Below are 18,795 nucleotides of genomic sequence, written 5' to 3'. Positions count from 1 at the left end.
CGACCGTCTTGGACTGAATGAACGGGAGATCTTCCGCAGCCTTGGGGAACTCGGTGTCACCAAAGGGCGAAAGTGCGCCCGCGAGGTGCGCAACCAGTTCAGTCACTGCATGCTCGTCACCGATCTCAGTCGGCCAACCGTTGTCTACGTATCCAGTCTTCTTAGCCACGGCCTCATTGTGCCATGCCGCTCCCCTCGGCGGTAACGTTGTCCCAATGAGCCCGGACCTGCCGCTGCGCGGGTTGGCCGATGATCTCTCAACACGTTCCGACGAAGCCCTAGTGGAACTGCTGATTGTTCGGCCCGACCTCGCGTCTCCCCCACCCCGCGGCACCGGTGTCCTCGCGCAACGCGCACTGTCCGCGGCGTCGATCGCACTGGCTGGCGAAAGCATCGACCTGCTGGGCGACGCCGTCCTGGAAGCCTTCCTAGATGCGGCGGCTGAGATCGGCGAGCGCAAGGAACTGCTGGGCCCCGTCAGCCGCGACGACATCGTCGAACGCCTGGGAAAACGCGCATTGCGCGCAGAGATCGATGTGCGCCTAGATTTCCTCCTCGCCCGCGGACTGCTGTGGGGCACCGGACCACTCAAGCGCGGGAAGCACACGCATTGGCTCGGCGGCGCACACCTACCTGCCGCCCTTCCCTGGCGGGCACACAACCTGCTGGGCCCGATGTCGCAACTGTCGGCCGAAACCATTCGCGAACGGATCGACGCCGCCGACGACCGCCAGCGGGAACTCCTGACGACTCTCGCCAAAGGGTCGGCACTCGGTCGCAGCCGCGATGCCGCTCCCGATGCCAACCCCGAAGCGCCCGTCCCACAATTGATCACGCGCGGGCTTTTGGCCCGAGTCGACGAGCAGACCGTCGAACTGCCACCGCAAGTGGCTCAGCTCTTACGCGACCAGCCACCGCTCGAGACCGCGAGTCTGCGGGCCCCCTCGCTCGCCACCACTTCGCCCGGCCGGTTCGACGCCAAAACCGTCGACGCGGCCGGCGCTGGTGAAGCTCTCGAACTACTGCGGCACGCCGACGACCTCATCGAAGCACTCGGTTCGGCCCCCGCCGCGATCCTGCGATCCGGCGGTATCGGAATCCGTGAACTCCGCAGGCTCGCCAAAACCACCGGACAATCCGTCACCCGCGTCGGTCTCCTCGTCGAACTCCTCGCGCAGAACCGGCTACTCGGCTCGGGGACCCCCGACTCCGACAGCCTTGACCTCATGCCCGACAACGTCTTTGCCCCCACCGACGCCGTCGACGCCTGGGCCCACCAAGACAGCACGCGCCGATGGTTGGGGCTGGCACGCGCCTGGCTCGACCTCCCGCGCCGACCCTGGCAAATCGGCGACACCGACCGCGAAGGCAATACGCTCGCCGCACTGTCGTCGGAACTCTTCGACGCCACCGCCATCTCCGGGCGCCGCCAAATCCTCGACCCCCTCAGCGAAGCCGCACCCGCGCACCCGGTCACCTTGGACGCGTTGACGAGCGTTCTCGTGTGGCGACATCCCCGCCAACTGCGCCGCTTCACGTTGCACGTCGTCAGCGAAACCGTGCGGGAGGCGCGGGAACTGGGGCTTACCGCGCACGGGTCGCTCACGAGCGTGGGGCGCGCACTGCTCGCCACCGACACCGACGACGATGCGCCCGCAGCCGTCGTGGAAGCGATGAACCGCTCGCTCCCCAACCTGATCGACTACTTCCTCGTCCAAGCCGACCTCACCGTGATGGTGCCCGGCCCCCTCGAACCCTCGACCGCCGACCGCCTCCGACTTCTCGCCGACCTGGAATCCGGCGGTGCCGCGTCGGTTTTCCGCATCACCGAAGACAGCATTCGACGCGCATTGGACACCGGACTCGGCAGCGCCGAACTGTCGTCGTTCCTGGAAGATCATTCGCGGACGCCGATGCCGCAGTCCCTCACCTACCTGATCGACGACGTCGCCCGTAAACACGGACAGTTGCGCGTTGGCCTGGCGTCGTCGTTTATCCGCTGCGACGACACCGCCACCCTCGCCGAAGTTCTCCGCACCGACGCGGCCACCGACCTCGCTTTGCGGGCGCTGGCACCAACGGTCGCCGTTTCTGCGGCACCGTTGCGCGAAGTAATCGACCGCCTCCGCGAAGCTGGTTTCGCTCCCGCGGGAGAAGATTCGGCAGGTGCTCTTATCGACCTGCGCAGCCGTGGCGCGCGCGTCCGCTCCCACGCCCACTCCGGGACACCCGCGGCTCGTCGTTCCGCCTTGGGACCGGGACAGGCTGCCGCAGTCGTCTCGCGCATGCGTACGGCCGACCGGGCGGCCAGTCCGGTCACGACGGCAGCCTCGGGCACACCGTCGGGCGAAACCGTCACGATGCTCATCCAACTGGCGCTGCGCACGGGGCGGCGCCTGCGGATCGGCTACGTCGACGCGCACGGTGCCGCGAGCCGTCATGTGGTGCAAGCACGTTCGCTCGCCGCAGGGCAATTGATCGCCAGCGAAGAAGGCACCGACGACGACCTGCGCTTCCCGCTGCATCGCCTCACCCTGGTCGAGGTTCTGTAACTGCAGGTCGCGCCGAATCCGGGCAGGTGGCAGCGGCGGCGGCAAACCTGGACAATGGTTCCGTGACTGACGGACCCCTGATTGTGCAATCGGACAAGACCCTCCTGCTGGAGGTCGACCACCCGGGTGCTGCGGCGGCACGCGCCGCTATTGCGCCCTTCGCCGAGCTCGAACGCGCCCCCGAGCACGTGCACACCTACCGCGTCACCCCGCTGGCCCTGTGGAATGCGCGCGCTGCTGGCCACGACGCCGAGCAGGTCGTCGACGCCCTCGTCACCCATTCCCGATTCCCCGTGCCGCAGCCGCTGCTCGTCGACATTGTCGACACCATGGGCCGCTTCGGCCGACTGCAGCTGGTTAAGAACCCGGCGCACGGACTCACTCTGGTGAGCCTCGACCGCGCCGTGCTCGAAGAAATCATGCGCAATAAGAAGGTCGCCCCCATGCTGGGCGCGCGCCTCGACGACGACACGGTGGTCGTGCATCCCTCCGAACGCGGCCGCCTCAAGCAAATCCTGCTGAAAGTCGGGTGGCCTGCCGAGGACCTCGCCGGGTACGTCGACGGGGAAGCCCACCCCATCGCATTGGCCCAAGACGACTGGCAGCTGCGCGACTACCAAGAACTCGCCGCCGACTCCTTCTGGGCTGGCGGCTCAGGCGTTGTGGTTCTGCCATGCGGTGCCGGTAAGACGATGGTCGGCGCGGCAGCGATGGCGAAAGCCGCCGCCACGACGCTAGTTCTGGTGACGAACACCGTCGCCGGACGACAGTGGAAACGAGAGCTGATCGCCCGGACCACCCTGACCGAGGATGAGATCGGCGAGTATTCCGGCGAACGCAAGGAGATCCGCCCGGTCACCATCGCGACCTACCAGGTGATGACGCGCAAATCGAAGGGCGAGTACAAAAATCTCGACCTCTTCGACTCCCGAGACTGGGGACTCATCATTTACGACGAGGTCCACTTGCTTCCCGCGCCCGTCTTCCGGATGACGGCCGACCTGCAGTCTCGTCGGCGTCTGGGGCTCACGGCCACCCTGGTTCGCGAGGATGGCCGCGAGGGCGATGTCTTCAGCTTGATTGGCCCCAAGCGGTACGACGCCCCGTGGAAAGACATCGAGGCGCAGGGTTGGATTGCGCCCGCCGAGTGCATCGAAGTTCGCGTCACCATGACTGACGAAGAACGACTGCAGTACGCGGTCGCCGAGCAGGCCGAAAAATACAAGCTGTGCTCCACCGCGCATTCCAAATTGCGGGTGGTTAAGTCGATTCTGGAGCAGCATCGCGGTTCGCAGACGTTGGTGATTGGCGCATACATCGATCAGCTTGAGGAGTTGGGCCGCGAACTCGACGCCCCGGTGATTCAGGGGTCGACGCGAAACGCGGAGCGCGAGAAGCTCTTCGATGCATTCCGCCGCGGAGAACTGCAAACGCTCGTGGTGTCGAAGGTGGCGAACTTCTCCATCGATCTCCCCGAAGCATCGGTGGCCGTGCAGGTCTCGGGCACTTTTGGTTCGCGCCAGGAGGAAGCACAACGGCTGGGTCGTTTGCTGCGTCCCAAGGCCGACCACGGTCAGGCACACTTCTATTCGGTGGTCTCCCGTGACAGTTTGGACGCCGACTACGCCGCCCACCGCCAGCGTTTCCTCGCTGAGCAGGGGTACGCCTATCGCATCGTCGATGCGAGCGACATCGTAAATCCCCCGCTTTCCGACTAACGGTCGTGCCGTAACCAGATTTGCGTGGCGACATGCCGCGTAGCGCGGCGTGTCGCCACGCAAATCGTTCTCACCACCCCGGGGCCACCTCGCGACCCCAATATGCCAACCTGGACGCATGCCACTGGTCGATCGCATGCGCCCGTTTACGTCCACGATTTTCGCGGAGATGTCGGCGCTGGCCGTCGAGCATGACGCGATCAATCTCGGCCAAGGATTCCCGGACACGGACGGTCCGGCGTCGATGCTGGCGGCTGCGGTCAATGCCATCAAGAGCGGCGACAACCAGTACCCGCCCGGCATCGGAGTGCCCGCGCTTCGGCACGCGATCGCCGAGCACGAGCGCGACTTCTACGGGATCGAACTCGACGCGGACACGCAGGTCCTGGTGACTGTTGGCGCAACCGAAGCCATCTCCGGGGCCATCCTCGGATTAGTGGAACCCGGGCGTGAGGTCGTCATGATTGAGCCGTACTACGACTCATACGCGGCCTGCGTAGCACTCGCGGGAGGCGTTCGAAAAACGGTCCCCCTCGTGCCCGACGGGGACGGCTTTGTCCTCGACCGCGACGCACTCGCCGCCGCTTTCGGACCCAATACCGCTGCTGTGCTGGTTAACTCGCCGCACAATCCGACCGGCACTGTGCTGAGCAACGACGACCTCGCCGAGATCGCCAGACTGACGGTCGAGCACGATGCGGTTGCCATCAGCGATGAAGTGTATGAGCACCTGCTGTTTGACGGCCGCAGGCAAACGCCGCTGTCGACGCTCCCGGGGATGGCCGAGCGAACGCTCCGAATCTCCAGCGCAGCGAAGACCTTCAGTTGCACGGGCTGGAAGGTTGGGTGGCTCACCGGCCCCGCGAATCTGGTGGCCGCGGCCCGGGCAGCCAAGCAGTTCCTCAGCTACGTGGGTAGCGGGCCGTTCCAGCCGGCCGTCGCGCACGCCCTGCGTACCGAGATGGCGTGGGCCGAACGCAACGGTGCCGATCTCGAACGGAAGCGGACCGTCTTGTCGGACGCCTTGCGGTCAGCTGGATTCGACGTCCACCGCAGCGAAGCTGGCTATTTTGTGTGCGCCGACATCCGCCCTCTCGGCCACACAGACGGTGCGCAGTTCTGCCGCGAACTTCCGGCCCAGGTCGGCGTCGCTGCTGTCCCGGTCAGTGCGTTCGTGGACGACACGGCGTCCTGGCAACATCTTGTTCGGTTTGCGTTTTGTAAGCGCGATGAGGTGATCGCGGAAGCGGCGGATCGGTTGCGGTCACGACTTTAGGTCTAGCACATACGTTCGATTGCGGGCTACACTCGAACGCATGAGCACGGGAGTCCAAGCGTCGCTGTTCGACGATCCGACCGACACCGACCTCGCACCGCTGCACGGGCACATGCTTCGTCACGAACTCACCGAGGGCGCGTGGGTGGACGTCCGGCCGGGCTGGATCTCGGGTTCCATCGACATGTTCGACACGCTGGTCAACGACGTCCCATGGCGGGCTGAGCGTCGAAAAATGTACGACAGCGTCATCGATGTCCCGCGACTGCTCTCCTTCTACGACCATCAAGCTGCCCTTCCCCACCGGATGCTCCCGCGCGCCCGCGCCGCGCTCAACGAGCATTACGTTGACGTGATGCCTGAAGGGTTCGCGACGGCGGGTTTGGCGCTGTACCGTGACGGCTCCGACAGTGTCGCCTGGCATGGCGACCGCATTGGCAAAAGCAGAACCAACGACACGCTCATCGCGATTGTCTCGCTGGGCTCACCGCGAAGTCTGCTACTACGACCGCGCGGCGGCGGCCCGTCGCGCAAGTTTGTCCTCGGTTCTGGCGATCTGCTCGTGATGGGCGGTTCTTGCCAGCGCACCTGGGATCACGCCGTCCCCAAAGCCGCGGGGGCGGGCCCGCGCATCAGCGTCCAGTTCCGACCTCTTGGGGTCAGATAGACAGCCGTCACAGATCAAACGAGACCTCGGTAAGTTCCTCCGATGCGGCCCACAGGCGATCTCGCGCCGACTGGTCATCGGCCACCCCGCGGTAGCGTGCAGGCGACGGCGCACCCCGCAGCGCCCACTTCGGCCCCCAATAGCTACCGGTCGGGACATCCATCGTCGCCGCGTACAGAGCTGGCATCGCACCGGCATCGGGACTCTGCCCCACCTTCAGCTTCTCGCCAGCTCGCATAAGGTAGTCCACGGGGGTGTCCGAACCGGTCATCAAGTCGGTCATCGCATATCCGGGATGGGCAATTCCGACGGTCACGTGGGACCCACCGGCGGTGAGCCTGCGCGCCAGTTCCCGACCGAACACCATGTTCGCGAGCTTGGAATCCCCATACGCCGACCACCGGTTGTAGCGACGCGTGGTCCAGTTCAAGTCGTCGGGACGGATCTGGCCCAAATTCTGAGCCAACGACGACATCACGATTACCCGCTCTCGAACCTTGCCGAGCACCAATCCGGTAAGCGCAAAGTGCCCGAGGTGGTTGGTGCCCATCTGCATTTCGAAGCCATCAACAGTCCGAGTCATCGGCAACGCCATCACTCCGGCATTGTTGATCAGCACATCGAATTCACCTATGCCGTCAGCAAATTCGCGGACCGATGACAGATCAGCCAGGTCGAGGTGCGCGACGGTTGCCGACTCTCCGAGTGGATCGGCAACGGCAGCAGCCTTCTCCAAGTTGCGACAGGCGAGCGTCACGTGCGCGCCAGCGGCGACGAGCCGTGTGGCCATTGCCGCCCCGATGCCAGCATTCGCCCCGGTGACGACATAGCGCCGACCTTCTTGCGCGGGCATATCTATTGCTGACCAATTCATTGTCAGGGCTCCTTAATGGTGGTTCGGCTGGCACGGTCACGTGGGAGAGCAAACTTTACGAGATCGGACAGGACCGCGCCCAGCGAGGGTGGTTCCGGGCGAGTGAGGAGTTCTCGGGGCGCAAACACTTCCGTCGGTTCGGGGCGCCCGCGCAGGGTCACCCGGTCCACGCGACGCCAGTGCGACGCCTCCTCGGCACCCGCGTGCCCGACGGCAATGCCCGTTGCGTACACCGGCGAGTATCCTTCTTTCGCGCGGTCGGACAACCGGGCTGACTCATTCACTGAGTCGCCGATGACCGTGTATTCGTAGCGTGTCCGCGCTCCGATATTGCCTGCGAACACCGTCCCGTATGAGACGGCCATGCCCCACTCGAGCGGGAGTCCTTCGCTCAGCTTCACGCCCAGTTTGCGCGCGGCCATCAATGCCGATTCTGCGGGGTTCGCCAGGGGCTCTGGAGCGCCAAAGACGACGAGCGCGGCATCTCCTTCGAATTTGTTGATAAAGCCGCCGTACTCTTCGACAACTTCCGCGACGATCGAGAAGAACGCATTGAGCACGGCTGCGGTCTCGCGGGGGTCACGTCGCGCAGCGAACGACGTCGAACCGGTGATGTCGACGAAGATTACGGCAACGTCCGTATTGGATCCGACGAGCTCCCCGCCTTGTTCCATGGCCAAATCAGCCACACCCGCACCGACGTGGCGGGAGAAGATCACTCGCATTCGATCACGTTCTTCGAGACCGTCGAGCATCTCGTTGATACCCGCCTGCAGCACCCCGATCTCGGAAGCATCGTAGACCGCGGTGCGCTGGGTGAGGTCGCCTTCACCCGCGGCGATCATCACATCACGGATTTCGTTAAGGGGGTCACGGATTGCTCGCCCCACGAGGCCGACAACGCGCCCACTCGAAGCGAGGGCGATAAAGGCCAGGAAGGCAACGGGCCAATCGAAGGAGTCGCGCACTTCGGGGACCACGTCGATATAGCGGCCGATGATGACAGCGAGCATGCCGACCATCGGCACACCTGCCGACACGATCCACACCACGAACATCCGTTCGCGGATTCCGTGCATCGCATCGCGGAGCGCTTCGCCGCCGAGGGCAAGCATCACCAGGGGGCGCGCTGCGCTCTCGATAAACATGTACGACACGCACCCGGATGTGATGGCAGCCAACACAAAAGCAACCGCCATGGCCAGCATCAGCATGGGTTCGGCTTGCGCCACCAGCAGGTAGGCGACGTAGGCGGCAACCCAGCCGATTGCATCGGCATAAACCAACCGCATGGGGATCACTTGGACGTCGTGGCTGCGTTCGTCGTCGGCAGGTGCACCGCCGACAAACCACTCGAACTGCGGTCGCAGGAAGGCGATTGCCGTGAAGGCGCTAACAACGATGCCGACGATGGTCGCGAATGCCACGGCAAGCATCCCGGGGTCGTCGCCGGTGACGTGAAGCGTCAACCCGCCAACGCCAAACGACAGGTACACGGCGACGAAAGTTTCGACGCTAATGAGCACCTTGGCGCCGATCATGATGAATCCACCGATCAACACTGCGCGGCGGCCGACCTTCTTGCGTGTTTCCATGTCGGTGGCACGCCATTCGGCTGCCACCGCCTCGTTGCCACCTTCGACCAAACGCCCACCAAAGTAGGCGACCTTTAGCCTGCGATCGATCCAGTCGGCGAAGCGATGCAAATCAGCCCTCGTCTGACGCTGCAAAGACAAATCACCTCCCGGCCGAATGGAATCTCACTGAGATTACCCAAGACCGGGAGGTGATGAGGCGTAGCGACCTTATGCAGCGCGAGTGGCTTCGATCTCCAGAGTGATGGTGATCTTGTCGCCAACGACGGTGCCGCCGGTTTCGAGAGGCATTTCGATGTCGATGCCGAAGTCCTTGCGGTTGATGACGGTGGTGGCTTCGAAGCCAGCGACCGCACCGTGGCCCATGCCGGGGTTAACGCCGTTGTACTCCATCTTGAGGACGACGGGCTTGGTGACACCCTTGAGGGTGAAGTCACCGGTCAGCTTGTAGTCATCGCCATCGGCTTCGACGCCAGTCGAGACGAAGGTGGCGGTCGGGAACTGTTCAGCGTCGAAGAAGTCTGCCGATTTGATATGGCCGTCACGCTGCTCATTGCGGGTATTGATCGAGGTCACGTCGATTTCGGCCGTTACGGCCGGGGTGCCGTCTTCGGCGATGGTGACCGCGCCGGTAAAGGTGTCAAAGTTTCCGCGAACCTTGGAGACCATGAGGTGGCGAACCGAGAAGCCGATGGTCGAGTGAACCGGATCAATGTTCCAGGTGCCTGCGGCCAGATCGGTGGGGGTCAAGATTGCAGTCGTCATGTCGTTCTCCTTGGGTTCGTGATGTCGAAGGCGGTTGGGCGTTCGCGGCCACTATCGCCGCACACACGAAGCATAACCGGACCGCGGTCCGGATAATTCCGTGTGTGATCGCATTCACAGAAAACGCCGGTCGAGATAAGACTCGACCGGCGCAATCTTGAAGAAAACAGCAGAAACGAACTAATCTTCGCCGCGATGACGGGCACCGCGTGAACGGTACGACGGATCCACGTGCCGACGAGCCTGCGCTTCATCAGACGCCGAGCCTGCTACACCGTCGTCCGGATGTTCACCGGTCGCCTTGTCGACCCAGCGGTGCCTACCCGCATCGCCCCGTGCCGTCAGGAACTGCGGCTGAGCCGCAGTGGGCCGCTCGACCTGTTCCTCATGCGTGACGCTCCGAACCGTGTCCGGGGCTTCCTCCACAATCGTCTCCACCGGCTTCTCCACAATCTTGCGGACAATGACCGGCTTCTCGACGACGACGATCTGCTCGATTTCCTTCTCGACGATCTTCTCGACCTCGACGTAAACCGGCTTCTCGACCACCTTCTCGACGATGTGCTCGACGGGCTTCTCCACGATGCGCTCAACAACATGGTCAAAGCGCTTCTCGATAACGTTCTCGACGAGGACGGGAGTCTGGACGTTCTTGTCGAACTCTCGTCGGACATGCTGCTCGACGACATTCTCGATGATCTCGGGCCGTTCCACGATCTTGTCGACCACATGCTCGACAGGCTTATCGATCACCTTCTCGACAATGTTCGGCTGCTCCACAATCCGTTCGATGATGCGGTCGACGGGTTGCTCGATCACCTTCTCGATGACGTTGGGTCGCTCCATCACCCGCTCAACAATCCGGTCTACGGGCCGTTCCACCACCTTGTCGATGATGTTCGGAACTTCCACAATCCGCTCAACCACGCGGTCGACCGATTGCTCAACCACCTCTTCGACCACATTCGGGACTTCGACGATCCGTTCCACCGGGTGATCGATGGAAACTTCCACCACATTCTCGATCACGTTGGGAACCTCAACAACACGCTCGACGGTGTGGTCAACCGGGGTTTCAACGACTTCTTCGATCACATTGGGAACTTCAACGATCCGCTCCACGTTGCGATCTACCGGCTTCTCGACGTCCGCAATGATCACGTTCGGCATTTCCACGACACGTTCCACCACGTGGTCGACCGGCTTCTCAACCACGCTGTCGGTGACCGACGGAACTTCCACGGTCCGTTCGATGACATGCTCGACGGGCTTCTCGATGATCTGCTCGATCAGCTCCGGTTTCTCGACAATCCGCTCCACCGTGTGCTCGACGGGGCTCTCAATGATCTTCTCGACCACATTGGGCTTTTCGACAATGCGGTCAAGGACGTGATCCACGGGCTGCTCGATGAGCTTCTCGGTAACGTTGGGAACTTCAACGAGGCGCTCGACGACTCGTTCCACCGGCTGCTCGATGACTTTCTCGACCACATTTGGGACCTCAACGATGCGCTCGACGATATGGTCGACGGACTTTTCGATGGGCTGGTCGACGAGTTGTTCGACGGTTACCTGTCGCGGAACCTCAACGACCTTGATGTTGACCTTGTCGACGAGGAGCTCAACTTCTTTGTCGACGATGCGCTCGACCGGTTTGTACACGATGCGTTCGACGGGAATCTCAATGTCCTTGTTGACGGTCGTGACGACCGCGTCGGCCTCATCCCCGTCGACGATTCGCTCGACGACCTTCTCAACCGGGCGGTACACAATCTTCTCGACCGGAACTTCGATTTCCCGTTCGACAATTCGCTCGACGGGAACTTCGCGAACCACTTCGATGATTTTTTCGACCGGCTTCTCGATGACCTTCTCGACGATCGATTCAACGGGAATCTCGACGACCTTATCGACGATGGTGACGATCGGCTTTTCCACCATTCGTTCCACGCTGATCGGCTTGTCGACAACGTCGTCAATGATCTCGACGAGAAGTTTCTCGATCTTGCGTCGCACTTCGGTGGGTCGATCGACAATGTCATCAACCACGGTGACGATGAGCTTTTCAACGAGGCGGCTGATCTCGACGGGCTTGTCGACAATGTCGTCAACGACGGTGACGACGGGCTTCTCGACCAGCCTACTGATCTCAATTTCGTGGTCGACGATGTCGTCAACCACGGTCACGATGGGCTTTTCGATCTTCCGCGAGATTTCGACGGGCGTTTCGACGATCTCGTCAACAAAGGTGACGGCTGGCTTTTCGACTTGCCGGCTGAATTCGACCGGCTTTTCAACGATCTCGTCGGCGATCGTGACGACGGGCTTTTCCACCGTGCGGGCGATCTCGACGGGCTTGTCAACAATGTTGTCGACAATGGTCACGACCGAGTTTTCGACCATCCGCGGGATGTCGACGGGTTTGTCAACGATCTTGTCGACGACGGTAATGACGGGCTTTTCGACGAGGCGCGTCAGTTCGACCGGTTTGTCTGTGATCTCGTCGACGAAGGTGACGACAGGTTGTTCCACGAGGCGCGGTACGTCGACGGCGGGGGTGACGACGTTGTCAACGACGGTGACGACGGGTTTCTCGACGCGGCGGTGCACGTTCACCGGCTTGTCGGCGACTTCGTCTTCGATGGTGACGACAGGCCGTTCCACCATGCGGGTGACGGTCACGTCCTTGTCGGTCACTTCGTCGACGATCGTAATGACGGGCTTTTCGACGAGACGCGAGATGGTGGCTGGCTTGTCGATGATGGTGTCGACGGTGTCGACTACGAGTCGTTCGACGATGCGCTCGAGGGTGACGGGAACGTCGATGACCTTCTCGACGGGATTCTCAACGAGTCGTTGAACTGTGTAATCGCGGTCCACAACATTGTCGACAATACTGAGCGCCTGTTCGGTCACCTGCGGCGTTTCCTCGTTGGCCATCGCCCCTCCTCATCAATACCCAGCAGTCCACCGAAACACTGACATAGTGCGGTGGATTTGTCCTAGCCAAAACCCAGGTTACGCGGCGTTTGAATGACTCGGGCGCACCTCGGAAGGCCAGTCGAGTCCCTGTTGCCGACCCGCGATCTTTCCCGCTTTCAACACCAGCTCCGGATACAAGAAAATCCCCCTGGAGTTACCAGGGGGACTATCTTGTGGCCAGAGTCGGGATCGAACCGACGACCTTCCGCTTTTCAGGCGGACGCTCGTACCAACTGAGCTACCTGGCCAGAAGGCGTCAGTCGAAACCGATACCTAGCGACCCTGACGGGACTCGAACCCGCGACCTCCGCCGTGACAGGGCGGCGCGCTAACCAACTGCGCCACAGGGCCATATTCTTTTGTGCGTTTCGACCTTAGCCGATCTGCTTCCGTTCACCGAATCGGTGTTGGCAGCGTCTCGATGTTAGTCGATCTGCGTACCCCCTACGGGATTCGAACCCGCGCTACCGCCTTGAAAGGGCGGCGTCCTAGGCCGCTAGACGAAGGGGGCCGGTGTTCCCCGTTGGGAGCGAGACAAACTTTATGGCATCTACTCCCAGGAACACAAATCGGCTGGTCAGGAACCATTTTGAGGCGGTTTCCCTCGAGCCACGTTCAACAATAGCGTCCCGAGTCCACCTCGTCCAACCCCATCCCGGCTGCGCAAATCACTGGGCGCCCGTCCCCCGCCCTCCGTTCAGGTCTCCCCTTTCCGCATTTCTGTCACGATTCGACCAGATCGTCACCGATCGCGGGGTTTGGTGACGGTTGCGCAGACGCACGACGACGGTTTGTGACAGAAATGCGCAGATGCCGGGCGACGGCGGGCCCACTTTCGCCAAGGCAACACGCCACGGAGCGCAGCCCCACCCACGCGTCGTCGAACGCCGCGCGGGTGTGGATGCAGATCCTCGAACTCGGTTCGGTAGACTTCCTCTCGTCGCGCAGCACGCGTGATGCCCCTATAGCTCAGTTGGTAGAGCTACGGACTTTTAATCCGCAGGTCGCAGGTTCGAGCCCTGCTGGGGGCACCGGTGAAACCCCGTCGAGAAATCGGCGGGGTTTTTCGCATTTCCGCCCCACGACGACGCCCCCGCCGCCCAGACCCTTCACCGTTCCGGCATTTCGGGGCTCTCCACCCGCCCGAATCCCCCTTTTCTGTCACGAACCGTCGTCGTGCGTCTGCGCAACCGTCACCAAACCCCGCGATCGGTGACGATCTGGTCGTTTTGTGACAGAAATGCGGAAAGTCGGAGCGGAGCATGTGCCGACAATCACAGTAGACCAATCGGTATGCGTTACTTATGGTTACAGCTATCGATTGCCGACTGTCACGGGAGAAAATATGTCGCACGGTCAGAGCCGCACGTTTACCCGTGTTGGACGATTCGCCCACCGTTACGCCTGGTGGATCGTCGGATTCTGGATCGTCCTCGCCGCCGGACTCAACATCGCGGTCCCACAACTCGAAGTCACCGTCTCCAAAACTTCCGCCGACTTCCTGCCCCGATCGCTCCCCTCCAACGGTCACCTCGAGAACATGGCGCACGACTTCGGCGTCCCCACCTCGAACGCGGTCAGCAGCATTGTGTTGGTTGACGAGAAGGGCTTCGGCCCGGACGACGAGCGCTACTACGAACGCCTCGTCAAGGCCCTGTCTGCCAGCGACGACGTCGCCTACGTCGTCGATTTCTACCGCAGCCCCGTCACCCGGGAAGCCGCCGTCAGCCCCGACGGCAAAGCCGTCAACCTGATGATCGCCAGCGAAGGATCCGTCGGATCCACGCGCGCCCACCACGCCGCCAATGGCATCCGCAACATCATCGACGACACCCGTCCGCCCGCCGGCCTGCAGACCTTTTACACCGGCCCCACCGCGACCCTCGCAGACCTCTTCAGCGCCATCGACTTCTCACTATTGATCATCACCGGCGTCTCAATTCTGCTGATCACGCTGGTCATCTTCGCCGTGTATCGAAAGTTCTCGACGGCCGCGATTCCGCTGATCAGCCTGGCTCTCGGACTGGCTATTGTGCGGCCGATCGCGTCGTTCCTCGGCGGTCACGGCTGGCTGTCGATCTCGAACTTCACGATCGCGATCATGACCGCGTTAGTCCTCGGCGCCGTCACCGACTACGCCATCTTCACCCTCGCCGCCTATCACGAGGGCCGACGCCGCAAGCTCGACGTGGGCGACGCCGTCGCCGCTGCCAGCGGCCGCACAGGACCCGTCCTGGTGGCATCGGCTCTCACGATCGCGGCCGCCTCGGCGTCGATGATCTTCACCAAAATCGGCATGTTCAAAACCGCCGGACCACCCACCGCCATCGCCATCCTCGTGGTGTTGGCCCTCGCATTGACGCTGCCGCCCGCCCTCCTGTCGATCGCCGGTCGACGCGGCCTCGCCGAACCGGGCCCGTCCACCGAACGAAAATGGCGCGCGCGAGGTGCTCGGATCATGCGCCACGCTGGCATCTACGCCGCCGCCTCGCTCGCCTTCCTTCTCGGCTGCACAACACTCCTGCTCGGGCACCAAACCAACTGGGACGAATCGTCCATGTTTGTGCACGCCAACGAATCCACCCGCGGCTACGACGCCGTCTACAAGCACTACGGAAACAACGCGATCGCGACCGAATACCTGATCGTCCGCAGCAACCACGACCTCCGCAATACCTCCGACCTCGCCGCCCTCGAACTCGCCGCCGATGCCGTCGCACGCCTCGATTCGGTCGCGACCGTCCGATCCATCACGCGCCCCGACGGAAAACCGCTCGCTGAATCCGCGGCCGGCTATGTGCCTGGCCGCGTCGGTAAGGAACTCGACGGTGCCGCGAAACAGATGGCCGACGCCCGCCCCGACTTGCGCCGTCTCGCGAGCGGCGTCGACCAACTCTCCGCCGGTGCCGACGACGCCACGCGCCGCATGCCCGAACTCGTCGACGGCACCGACCAGGTTGTCACGATGGCCAACGGCGTTCTCGACTCCCTCGACGCAGCGCAGGCTTTCGTTGAGGCCGCGACCGGTCATCGCACCGACCTCGCCGGCGCCACGACTTCACTGCGCGGCAGCCTGGACGCCGTCACACCGCTCATCTCCGACCTCCGCGCCGCCGCAGCCGCCGCCAAACCCGCGATCGACGGCTTCGACCGCACCTTCGGGCCCCTCATCGCCAACCGCATGCCCGGTGCCTGCGCGCAGGATCCGGCCTGTTTGGCGGCCCGCGCCGCATTCGACCAACTCAACCGCGCCACCGACGGTCGTGCCCGCGACACCCTCACTCAGTTACGGTCGGCAGCAGCGGTTCCCGAGCAAGCAACAGCGCGCGCCGAATCGTCGGTCAAAGCCCTCAGCGGCCTCCTGACACAGTTGCAAAGCATGCTCGGCCAACTCAACGGCCGCACGCCCGATCAGATTCGAGCCGACCTGAATCGCCTCACCTCGGGCGTCAATGAACTGTCCGACGGCATGACCCAACTCGCCGATGGCCTCCGCCAAGTACAGGGCGGTACCGCTCAGCTGACGGCCCTCACCGACCAACTCCACGCTGGCCTACGACAAGCCACCGACTACCTCGGTGCCATGAGCCGGGCGACGTCGGACGGTCCCGGACGAGGCTTTTACCTGCCCGACGAGGCCCTTCACGACCCGCGCATGGTGGAGGGCGCCAAGCTCCTCATCTCCCCCAGTGGGCGCACCGCACGCATGATGGTGACCTGGAAAATTAACCCGTACAGCGGCGACGCCCTCGCCGCCAGCCGCACCCTGGCACCAGCCGCGCACAGTGCGCTCGCCGGCACCGGCCTGGCCGACGCCAAGATCTCCAATACCGGCCTCGCATCCCTGTCGGCCGACATGTCCGACCAACTCCACCGCGATCTCATCCTGTTCGGCCTCGTCGCCGTCATCGCCGTGACCATCGTGCTGATGGTGTTGCTACGCAGCATCGTCGCACCGTTGATCCTGGTGGCCACCGTCCTGCTGTCGTTCGCGGCGGTGATGGGCATCAGCACCTTGGTGTGGCAGCACATCATCGGGATCCCGCTCGACTGGTCCGTGGCACCGGTCGCCGGAATGGCCCTGATCGCTGTCGGCGCCGACTACAGCATGCTGTTCGCGTCCCGCATCCGTGAGGAATCCGAAGGTCGCGGGCTCATCTCCGGAGTGATCCGCGGGTTCGGCAGCACCGGCAGCGTCATCACAACCGCGGGCATCGTCTTTGCGATCACCATGTTTGCCCTCATGTCCGGCACCACCTTCAATCTGGTGCAGATTGGTTTCACCATCGGTATCGGCCTATTGATCGACGTCCTGGTGGTCCGATCAGTCTTGGTACCGGCGACAATCGCCGTCCTCGGCGACCGGATGTGGTGGCCCGCTAAACCTGCCTGAGCGAGACGGAGTTGAGCTATACGGGAGCGACGGCGCGCGTCACTTCGCGAACCGCGGCGTCGAACTGCGGCACAAACTTCTCCGCACCAACCACGCAGCAGGCATGGCCCCCGGCCACGTCGAACCGTCGAGCTCCGGGAATCCCGTCGACCAGCAACTGCTGTCGTTCAGGTTGGACGATCTTGTCGTGCGTCGACACCACGACGGCGGTCGGAGCGGTGATTTCACCGAGCCACGGGCGCGAATCAAAATTGCCCATCGCCTCGCCGAACACTCCCTGCAATCCCAACGGTGTAGACACAACCTGAGCGAGGGCCCATTTGATGGGGTGCCCGGTGGCGTTGTCGAGCGCGCGGTCGGACGGGTTGGGCAGCACCCGGTCGACAAAAGTCAGCGCTTTGCCGATGCGATGCTCCAAGGCCAAGCGCCCCGGGTCGATGCTCGAAAAGTACGGGCCCGTGGAACACAGCACGAGCCCCGAAACCCGATCCGTGTGGCGTCGCCAGGCCAACTGTGCGATGCCGCCGCCCATCGAGAATCCGGCGGCGACAAACTGGTCAATCCCCAGAGCATCGGCCACGGCAATCACGTCGTCCGCGCAATCATCGAGCGAGAAGGTGTCCGATTCGATGCCGCGACCGTGCCGACGATGGTCCATCGTGATGACCCGATATTCACGTTCGAGTTCCGGGATCACCGGGTACCAACACAGCAGCCCGGTGGTCGAGACGGAGTGCAGCAGGAAGATGACGGGTCCGTCGGGCTGACCCGAATCGGTGATAAAGGTCGTGCCACGACCAGGGAGTTCGAGGCGACGACCGGTTGGGAGACTGGCCACCGGGTACGGGCGAACAGCGTGGCTGATGCCTCGCCGCATGGTGACGAAAGGGTTGCTCAGTCCTGGCATAACTCCAAGCTACACCGGTGCCGGAGGCGAGGTGTCCCTGCTCACAGCACCCTTTAAGACAAATGACAGTATCCGTCTCGCCTTGGAACGCTGTGATCTGCCATACTCGCGACGTGATTCCGATTGATCGTCCCAAGCTCGAAGGCTCCATCGCGGTCGGCGACGACCGCCGCCGACGCATCGGTTTTTCCGAGTTCGGCTCACCCGAAGGCCCGACGGTCGTTTGGCTGCACGGCACACCCGGCGCACGACGCCAGATCCCGCCCGAAGCGCGCGAATACGCGGAAGAGCGCGGCTTTCGCCTGATCGGCCTGGACCGTCCCGGTGTCGGCTCGTCGACCGCCCACAAGTACTCGTCGATCGCAGACTTCACCACCGACTTCCAAACCGTACTCAACACCCTCGGCATCGACCGTTTCTCGGTGATTGGACTGTCGGGTGGCGGGCCATACTCGCTAGCGGTTTCCCATTTCTTGGCTGACCGCGTGGTGTCGACCGGAATCGTGGGCGGAGTAGCACCGATCAACGGCCCCGACGCGATCCAAGGCGGCGCCGTCCAGCTTGCACAGCACGCTGTGCCTCTGCTCAATGTGGCTGGTCGGCCCATCGGGTCTCTGCTCAGCACCGCACTTGGCTTTGCCCGCCCGATCGCCGATCCCGCTATCAGCCTCTACGGCAGGTTCTCACCCGAGGCTGACCGCGAACTGCTGTCGCGCCCGGAATTTCGCGCCATGTTCCTCGACGACCTGCTCCACGGCGGCAGCCGTCGCATGGAAGCCCCCTTCGCTGACCTGCAGCTGTTTGTCCGGGATTGGGGTTTCCGCATTAGTGATGTGGATGCGTACATCCACTGGTGGCACGGGGACGCCGACAACATCATTCCGTTCTCGCACGGCCAGCACATGGTTGAGCTGCTCCCCCATGCCGAACTCCACCACATGCCCAGCCAGAGCCACATCAGCGGCCTCGGGCACAGTGTCGAAATACTCGATGTACTTCTAGACGCCTGGGCTTGACACGCCTGGGCTTGGCGATTTGCGTGGCGACATGCCGCGCTACGCGGCAT

At 63.1% G+C, this 18,795-nt stretch carries 11 protein-coding genes and 4 tRNA genes; 7 read left to right on the top strand and 8 right to left on the bottom strand.

All coding sequences use genetic code 11. From position 1 onward, the window contains the following. The first annotated feature begins 215 nt into the window (after positions 1-215). The 4 genes from WBA38_RS08510 (at position 216) to WBA38_RS08495 (ending at position 6,213) form a co-directional block, all read left to right on the top strand. Positions 216-2,552: a helicase-associated domain-containing protein gene (locus tag WBA38_RS08510; protein WP_424296373.1), complete on the top strand. Its 2,337-nt coding sequence runs from the start codon at positions 216-218 to the stop codon at positions 2,550-2,552. A 62-nt stretch (positions 2,553-2,614) separates the two neighbouring features. After that, the gene (locus tag WBA38_RS08505) at positions 2,615-4,270 is read left to right on the top strand and encodes a DNA repair helicase XPB (RefSeq protein WP_424296375.1); all 1,656 of its coding nucleotides are present in this window, start codon (positions 2,615-2,617) and stop codon (positions 4,268-4,270) included. Positions 4,271-4,388: 118 nt separating this feature from the next. Continuing rightward, on the top strand, positions 4,389-5,546 hold the full coding sequence (locus tag WBA38_RS08500) for a pyridoxal phosphate-dependent aminotransferase (RefSeq protein ID WP_424296253.1): 1,158 nt from the start codon (positions 4,389-4,391) through the stop codon (positions 5,544-5,546). 40 nt (positions 5,547-5,586) lie between these two features. Beyond that, a complete protein-coding gene (locus WBA38_RS08495; RefSeq protein WP_424296250.1) occupies positions 5,587-6,213 on the top strand; it encodes an alpha-ketoglutarate-dependent dioxygenase AlkB in 627 nt (208 codons plus the stop codon). A 7-nt stretch (positions 6,214-6,220) separates the two neighbouring features. Here the strand turns inward: WBA38_RS08495 and WBA38_RS08490 are convergent, their stop codons facing one another. The 7 genes from WBA38_RS08490 to WBA38_RS08460 all read right to left on the bottom strand — a co-directional run bounded on the left by WBA38_RS08490 (position 6,221) and on the right by WBA38_RS08460 (position 12,940). After that, positions 6,221-7,087, bottom strand: a complete 867-nt coding sequence (locus tag WBA38_RS08490; protein ID WP_424296248.1) for an oxidoreductase — start codon at positions 7,085-7,087, stop codon at positions 6,221-6,223. Between the two features lie 2 nt (positions 7,088-7,089). Next, a complete protein-coding gene (locus WBA38_RS08485; RefSeq protein WP_424296247.1) occupies positions 7,090-8,823 on the bottom strand; it encodes an adenylate/guanylate cyclase domain-containing protein in 1,734 nt (577 codons plus the stop codon). 69 nt (positions 8,824-8,892) lie between these two features. After that, positions 8,893-9,447 carry a YceI family protein gene (locus tag WBA38_RS08480; RefSeq protein WP_424296245.1) on the bottom strand — a complete coding sequence of 185 codons (555 nt, stop codon included), beginning with the start codon at positions 9,445-9,447 and terminating at the stop codon, positions 8,893-8,895. 180 nt (positions 9,448-9,627) lie between these two features. After that, the gene (locus tag WBA38_RS08475) at positions 9,628-12,387 is read right to left on the bottom strand and encodes a hypothetical protein (protein WP_424322471.1); all 2,760 of its coding nucleotides are present in this window, start codon (positions 12,385-12,387) and stop codon (positions 9,628-9,630) included. 216 nt (positions 12,388-12,603) lie between these two features. Beyond that, positions 12,604-12,677, bottom strand: a tRNA-Phe gene (locus tag WBA38_RS08470). Positions 12,678-12,706: 29 nt separating this feature from the next. Next, positions 12,707-12,780 (bottom strand) — tRNA-Asp (locus tag WBA38_RS08465). Between the two features lie 87 nt (positions 12,781-12,867). Beyond that, positions 12,868-12,940 (bottom strand) — tRNA-Glu (locus WBA38_RS08460). Positions 12,941-13,387: 447 nt separating this feature from the next. Between WBA38_RS08460 and WBA38_RS08455 the strand changes: the two genes are divergently transcribed. Both WBA38_RS08455 and WBA38_RS08450 read left to right on the top strand, forming a co-directional pair. Further along, positions 13,388-13,460, top strand: a tRNA-Lys gene (locus tag WBA38_RS08455). A 314-nt stretch (positions 13,461-13,774) separates the two neighbouring features. Beyond that, positions 13,775-16,822 (top strand): MMPL family transporter, encoded by a 3,048-nt coding sequence (locus WBA38_RS08450; protein WP_424322470.1) that lies wholly within the window; start codon positions 13,775-13,777, stop codon positions 16,820-16,822. 16 nt (positions 16,823-16,838) lie between these two features. Here the strand turns inward: WBA38_RS08450 and WBA38_RS08445 are convergent, their stop codons facing one another. After that, positions 16,839-17,729: an alpha/beta fold hydrolase gene (locus WBA38_RS08445; RefSeq protein WP_424322469.1), complete on the bottom strand. Its 891-nt coding sequence runs from the start codon at positions 17,727-17,729 to the stop codon at positions 16,839-16,841. A 113-nt stretch (positions 17,730-17,842) separates the two neighbouring features. Between WBA38_RS08445 and WBA38_RS08440 the strand changes: the two genes are divergently transcribed. After that, positions 17,843-18,745: an alpha/beta fold hydrolase gene (locus WBA38_RS08440; RefSeq protein ID WP_424294203.1), complete on the top strand. Its 903-nt coding sequence runs from the start codon at positions 17,843-17,845 to the stop codon at positions 18,743-18,745. Positions 18,746-18,795: the final 50 nt, after the last annotated feature.

Origin of the sequence: Gordonia sp. (in: high G+C Gram-positive bacteria) (assembly GCF_049647785.1) — a bacterium.
In the GTDB taxonomy this organism is placed as follows: domain Bacteria; phylum Actinomycetota; class Actinomycetes; order Mycobacteriales; family Mycobacteriaceae; genus Gordonia.
This window is presented reverse-complemented; position numbering and strand designations above follow the sequence as displayed.

What these genes read in the sequence shown, in the direction of transcription:
- WBA38_RS08475 (WP_424322471.1), bottom strand. Translation starts at nt 12,387, where the DNA reads ATGGCCAACGAGGAAACGCCGCAGGTGACCGAACAGGCGCTCAGTATT.
- WBA38_RS08445 (WP_424322469.1), bottom strand. Translation starts at nt 17,729, where the DNA reads ATGCCAGGACTGAGCAACCCTTTCGTCACCATGCGGCGAGGCATCAGC.
- WBA38_RS08480 (WP_424296245.1), bottom strand. Translation starts at nt 9,447, where the DNA reads ATGACGACTGCAATCTTGACCCCCACCGATCTGGCCGCAGGCACCTGG.
- WBA38_RS08490 (WP_424296248.1), bottom strand. Translation starts at nt 7,087, where the DNA reads ATGAATTGGTCAGCAATAGATATGCCCGCGCAAGAAGGTCGGCGCTAT.
- WBA38_RS08510 (WP_424296373.1), top strand. Translation starts at nt 216, where the DNA reads ATGAGCCCGGACCTGCCGCTGCGCGGGTTGGCCGATGATCTCTCAACA.
- WBA38_RS08500 (WP_424296253.1), top strand. Translation starts at nt 4,389, where the DNA reads ATGCCACTGGTCGATCGCATGCGCCCGTTTACGTCCACGATTTTCGCG.
- WBA38_RS08495 (WP_424296250.1), top strand. Translation starts at nt 5,587, where the DNA reads ATGAGCACGGGAGTCCAAGCGTCGCTGTTCGACGATCCGACCGACACC.
- WBA38_RS08450 (WP_424322470.1), top strand. Translation starts at nt 13,775, where the DNA reads ATGTCGCACGGTCAGAGCCGCACGTTTACCCGTGTTGGACGATTCGCC.